The following is a 5,337-nucleotide window of genomic DNA, read 5'->3' on the forward strand; positions in this document are numbered from 1 at the left end:
TAAGAAGCCTTGCCTACAGAGAAAAAGGCAATCTTGAATATGCCTTTAAAGATGCCGAAAAGGCATATTCCCTTGATCCGAATGACAGGTGGGCAAAGAGCGCTATGAGTATCGCGTATATTGATAAAGGTCAATATAACGATGCCTTAAATATCTTATCAACCATAAAAAATAGTCCTTTTGACCGCATACTTGAGGCAACAGCCCAGGCAAAACTTGGAGATATGAAAAAGGCGGTTGAGATTTACAGCTCAATTCCGGAAGATTATTTAGCTGCCCGAAGCGCCACGCATCAAAGCTACAAAAAAGCCCTTTTAGAATCTCTAAAGCCTTATGTCAATGTCAGGAAAGAGTCTGCCAAATCCTTTGAGGCAAAGGGTCAATACAGAGAAGTCCTCAAAGAATATGCAGAAATATTAAAGATTGCTGATGACAGAGATGTAAAAGAGGTAAGAAATCATGTTGTAGTGCTGATTAAAAAGAATCCTTATCTTACGGAACTCCCAGAAGAGGCAAGAAAGTATGTTTTAAGAGCAGAAGTTTTGCTAAAAGATGGAAAATTTGAAGAATCACTAAATGAATTCAATTCTGCTATAAAGATAGCACCATTTTCTCCACAACTCTATTACAACAAAGCCCTTGTATATGGAGAACTGAAAAACTACAATTCAGCTAAAAGATATATGAACATCTATCTTGACCTTTATCCCGATGCGCCAAACACTCGCCAGGTAAAGGACGAGATTTACAAATGGGAATTTATGATGGAGAAAGGTAAATGATAGGCAAGGGGAAAACAGGTATGTATGTTCTATCGGTTCTCCTTCTGTTAATCTTTTGTGGTATCGCTTACGCACAGGATTCCGATGTACAGAAGAATAACTGGCTGCTTGGCGTGATATTTAAGCTGGAAAGAATGAAGGACAATTCAGTGGCAGATATTCAGAAATGCGAGCGTGAGATTCAGAAATCTGAAAGCACTATAAGAAAATCTGAAGACATTATAAGACAGGCACAACAAAAAGGTAATGCGCAGGCTGAAACTATTGCGCGTCAGGCGTTAACAACAGCACAAGAGGCAAAGAGAAAAAATGAGATACTGAAACAGGAGGCCGAAAAGAGAAAAAGTAAAGCAGAACTGGCTAAAGCAAGCGTGAGCGCTACGCTTGCAAAACAACTAAACCTGCCAGAGGAAACAAAAGAATCCTCAGCTAAAGACAATACAGAACTGACTTTGCCGACTTATTTTGACGAGGGAGCGCCGCCGGTTGATTGCAATAAGGCATTAAAACAACTCGATAATCCGAACTGCAAATGTTTGGCTGCTGATAGGGCGCCTGTATGCCCTGGAAAAGGCACGAAATTGCCGCACGAAGAAGAAATAACTTATGTTTTTTACTGGAATATTGCATTTACTACAGAAGGCAGACATTACTTAAATGATGGCGTTTATTTTGGAAAGCATGACTCCTATGATAAAGCATTTAAGGCTTGTCAGGAAGATGCTAAGAATATAAGTCATGTGGATTTTGTAGATCATGTTCAGAAAATTAATTGCATACCGCAATAAATAAAGAAAAGTGGTAGGAGAAATGAAAATGAAACTATTAAAGTTTGTTGTCTCACATTTTTGTTCCTGAACAAGATCTCAACAAAAGCATTTCATTAACAGAAGGGAATAAAGCAATCATTACCCGGGATGGAGCTGTTAAACAAGAAAAAGTGAAAAACTTGGAAAAGTGGTGGCAGAGATGAGGAGACCAACAATTTCGTAGTAAGGTGATTTATAGTTCTTGCGATGCCTTAAATTTTCGGCTATGCTTCCACTATAAGAAGCAGCGAGACGGGTATACCATACTACCTTCCCAAACCTTACCCCTTGATCACAAAAAATATCGGCTTGGTTCAGGCTAAAACTGTTAAAGAAATGGCAAAAGAAGATAAAAATGAAATTGTCAGAACAACAGTAGAACCAATCGTACAAGCTTTCATTAACCATGCTTACTTTCAACCAGTAATAAATACTTTTCAAGGTTCATTAGTTCGTTTGTTTGTATGTGTAGCAATGTTCCGGAGCAACAACAGCGTCGGCGATTTTGATGGGGGTGAAAGATCCACCAAAGCGGGTTTAATACCATTTTACCCTGGCCCGACAGAGTACCGTACTGGACGTCAACACTCTTGCGTTCCACCCCGGCCAGTGAGCTTTGTGTGTTAGGGATTGTGGTCGGACCAAACTAACCCATTGAAATAAGGTATTTTATAGTTTCAAGTTTATAGTTTATAGTAAATGAAAAATCTTCTTTTAACACGGAATGGTTGGAAGGGGAAAGGAGATATCATGAGCAGATTGAAGGAACTGAATACGCCTGTTTTCTGGGCCGAAGGTTATCCCGGTGTTCTTGACCGTGAGGGCTGGACCATCGAGGTAAGTGGACTCTGCGAAAATCCAAAAACATTTACCTGGCAGGAGCTTGTTTCAATGCCAAAGACGATTGCTGATGCCCGCCTAACGAGTGTTACACGGTTCTCAGTTAAAGGCAGATGGGGTGGTGTAAGGATGTCTGATATGCTGGATGCCGTCAAGGCTTCTCCTGATGTAAAATGTATCCGTTTCTGGTCGATAAAGAAGATATATGACACATCGATTCCCCTCGAAATTGCCATCAAGGAGAAAACCCTCCTTGCCTATGAGTTCGATGGGGAATACCTGGAAGAGGACTATGGGGGGCCGGTAAGGGGTTTCTGTCCGTATCTGTGGGGTTATAAGTCGGCGAAGAGTGTGGTTAAGATTGAACTGATGGACCGTTATATTTCCGGATTCTGGGAACAGCGTGGCTATGCGGACGATGCCTTCATAACAGCAGGAAAAGTGCGCGATATGAATCAGGGCGGGCGGGTCCGGCCAATTCAGGATGGTGAGGTTATCACCTTCCTCGACGAATGATAAAATGCAAGTATCCAGCATCTATCTTTGTATATACTGTTTATTCGATTACCAAAATATGGTATAGGATTACTATGATTATTCATTGCAGGAGGTTGATAAACATGAAAAAAGTAATATTTATTGTAATACTTTTGTCCCTGATAGCCTTTGGAACGGGCTATGCAGATGAGCCGAAAAAATACCCCGGTCTGGAGTCATCATCCCAGTTACAGCCTCAGGCAAGCGCCCCTGAAACATTGATATTCAAAAAAGAGGGTGTGGGTGCGAAAAAATACATCAAATTCCTTTTCGATCCTGTTGAAATCTATCAAGGACAGGATGCCGGTTTCAGCGGTGTGTCCCTGAAAGATATTAATACAGTTGCTGATTTTATGAAGAGCGAGTTTACCCGTGTTTTACAGGGTAAATATGAAATTGTGGAGAAACCTGGTCCAGGCGCGCTCCGCATTAAGCTTACACTGGCTGGTTTTGAATTAACCAGGCCGGCATTAGCGGTTATGACAAGAATTATCCCTGTGGCTCTTGCATTGAACCTTGGAAAAAGCGCTGCCGGCATGCAGGGGTCCTTCACCGGATCGGTGACCTTTGCCGGAGAGTTTTTTGACTCGGAGACAAATACCCTTCTCTATGCATTCCTCACAAAGAGGGGGCCTAATGCAATGGATGTTACCGCTGTTTTTACCGGCCTTGATGCTGCAAAAACGGCGATCACTGAAATAGCGGAAAAATTCATTGAAACCGTTGATAGAATCCAAGGAGTTGGTAAAAAATAAAAGAAGCTATTTTCCCCTGTAGCCTGGTTAAGAAATTAGGTGTTATTCCTTCCTGGTCATGCACCCCTTACCTGTCTCTCAACGTACCGCGGTTTGGTCAAAAAATCGCATGGGTAGAATCTTCGGCAGTAGCATACGCGAATTCCGTTATCGGTGCCAGAACTAACCGTACCCCCTTTGGTCTGGACATTTGTGCTGCTATTACAGGAAAAATACCCGAGTTCGGTCTCTATCTTGATGAGAACAGAAGGGGCTCCGTCCTTTTTGAGGTTAAGGCGGAGAACCTGTCAGACCTTGATTATCACACGCTGGGGGCTATTGCGGGGAGGAAATCCGGTTCCCGTATACCTGTCATTAATGGGATACCGACAAGTGTAACCAACGATCAGCTCAAAATGTTCGGTGCCGGGGCTGCTTCGGCCGGTTCTGTGGCGCTTTATCATATGATCGGAATTACACCCGAAGCATGCCTGGGAGACCCGTTTGGTGGTTATGCACCTGAAGAGAGCTTTGCTGTTGCACGGAAAGATATTCAGGAGATGGAAGAGGGCATAAGCACGGCCGAAGCCGGTGCAAAGGTTGACATGATAACGCTCGGTTGTCCCCTCCTCTCCATGGAAGAACTCAAGGTTATTTACAAGAAGATGCAGGGGAAAAAGGTAATATCTGGCGTCCATTTCTGGATTTATCTTACAGAAGAAGTCTACAACCATGGGAAAACCCTTGGCTTGGTCGATCCCCTTGAAAAGGCCGGTATATGGTTTTCGACGAAAACCTGTGCCACAATTTCTCCGGTAAAGGTGTGGGGATTCTCTCATGTTATGACTAATTCGGCAAAGTGCGCCCTTGTTGTCCCTTCAGAGCATGATGTTACGATTACCTACAGAGATACCGATGGGTGTATCCTTGCTGCAACAAATCAGGGGTAATTTACGATGAGACAAGGTACATGAAGGATAAATGTGAAGTGATAAAAGGGAGGGGCGTAACCCCTGGATACGGTGAGGGCAGGGCGCTTGTGAGTCATTCTCCCTTTATGTTTGCCCATGGGGTAGAACCGAAAACAGGCAATGTCATTGATATACGCTCTGATATGCTGAGAGAAAACATTAAGGGCAGGGTCCTTGTTTTTCCTTATGGCAAAGGTTCTACGACTGGTTCGGCATGGTTTCTGGAAACGATACGGCAGGGTAATGGCCCGGCTGCTATCATAAATCTTGAAACAGAGCCCATTATTGCCACAGCCCTCATCATGGCCCGTCTTTTATACGGGATTACCATACCGCTCGTTGATAGACTGGAAAAGGATTTTAGCAGTCTTGTAACAAACAATACCATGATCTACGTGAATGGAACGACCGGAGAAATCTGGTACGAAGACGGCCCGATTAAAGGAACTTTTTAATAGTAAACCACCACTGACAATGTCGATGGTGGTTTACTCCATCAGCAGAAGCTAAAATTGTCTATCGTTCTCTTTTCGTTGAACAGGAACCGTTAAAAATAGAACCGTTCTCAATTAAAATATTTCTTGTGGTAATGTTGCCTACATGCACGGATGTGTCTTTTAATATGACCTGTTCACTGGCCGTGACATCCCCCGTTATTTCTCCA

6 protein-coding genes are annotated in these 5,337 nt (G+C 43.1%); all 6 read left to right on the forward strand.

What is annotated here, in order from left to right:
• Positions 1 to 782, forward strand: a 782-nt coding sequence (locus NTX75_02005; GenBank protein MCX5815002.1) for a tetratricopeptide repeat protein, incomplete at its 5' end; no start/stop codon positions are given.
• 149 nt (positions 783 to 931) lie between these two features.
• Positions 932 to 1,570, forward strand: coding sequence for a hypothetical protein (locus NTX75_02010; GenBank protein MCX5815003.1), 639 nt, complete (start codon positions 932 to 934; stop codon positions 1,568 to 1,570).
• 771 nt (positions 1,571 to 2,341) lie between these two features.
• Entirely contained in the window at positions 2,342 to 2,947 is a 606-nt protein-coding gene (locus NTX75_02015; protein MCX5815004.1) for a molybdopterin-dependent oxidoreductase, read from the forward strand.
• Between the two features lie 104 nt (positions 2,948 to 3,051).
• Positions 3,052 to 3,723 carry a DUF3313 domain-containing protein gene (locus tag NTX75_02020; protein MCX5815005.1) on the forward strand — a complete coding sequence of 224 codons (672 nt, stop codon included), beginning with the start codon at positions 3,052 to 3,054 and terminating at the stop codon, positions 3,721 to 3,723.
• A gap of 23 nt (positions 3,724 to 3,746) precedes the next feature.
• A complete protein-coding gene (locus NTX75_02025; protein ID MCX5815006.1) occupies positions 3,747 to 4,652 on the forward strand; it encodes an aconitase X in 906 nt (301 codons plus the stop codon).
• A 20-nt stretch (positions 4,653 to 4,672) separates the two neighbouring features.
• Entirely contained in the window at positions 4,673 to 5,128 is a 456-nt protein-coding gene (locus NTX75_02030; GenBank protein ID MCX5815007.1) for a DUF126 domain-containing protein, read from the forward strand.
• Positions 5,129 to 5,337: the final 209 nt, after the last annotated feature.

The organism is Pseudomonadota bacterium, from assembly GCA_026388315.1.
Lineage (GTDB): Bacteria > Desulfobacterota > Syntrophorhabdia > Syntrophorhabdales > Syntrophorhabdaceae > MWEV01.